The sequence below is a fragment of the Vibrio sp. 2130-1 genome (assembly GCF_033339515.1).
Genome location: NZ_JAWOUT010000544.1, coordinates 1 through 570 on the forward strand (window position 1 = coordinate 1; position 570 = coordinate 570).

At 46.3% G+C, this 570-nt stretch carries 1 protein-coding gene; it reads left to right on the forward strand.

Annotation, left to right across the window (positions count from 1 at the left end; genetic code table 11):
- Positions 1-570 (forward strand): SPASM domain-containing protein (locus tag R7Q09_RS27295; RefSeq protein WP_318144100.1); only part of this gene is annotated, 570 nt, incomplete at both ends.

The following is a 570-nucleotide window of genomic DNA, read 5'->3' on the forward strand; positions in this document are numbered from 1 at the left end:
CAAGGAGACAAGCGTTTGATTCCGGGTCACAAAGATTCTGTCATGGAACCTTGGTGTGTTGCTGATGAAGCTTGGGGTAACTTCCTGATTGCGGTTTTTGATGAATGGATTAAGAACGATATCGGCAAAGTGTTTGTGCAATATTTTGAAGCCAGTGTAGAGGCTTGGATGGGGCGCGCTAATCCACTTTGTACGCTGGGTGAGGTGTGCGGTAAGGGGTTAGCGATGGAGCCAAATGGCGATGTGTTTGCGTGCGATCATTACGTCTATCCGGAGTACAAAATTGGCAATATTCATCATGACAAGCTGGATGAATTGGCCTATAGCAAAGAGCAACAGAAGTTCGGTTTTGCAAAATCTCGCTTGTTAACGCAGCAATGTCGAGACTGTGAGTATCAGTTTGCATGCTACGGTGAATGCCCGAAAAACCGTTTCATTCGTACTCGTGATGGTGAGCCGGGACTTAACTATTTATGTGCAGGATGGAAGAAATTCTTTGCACATGCTGACAAAGCGATGGCATACATTTTACGCGCAACGGGTAACGTGGTGGCTCATGGCAAATACAGC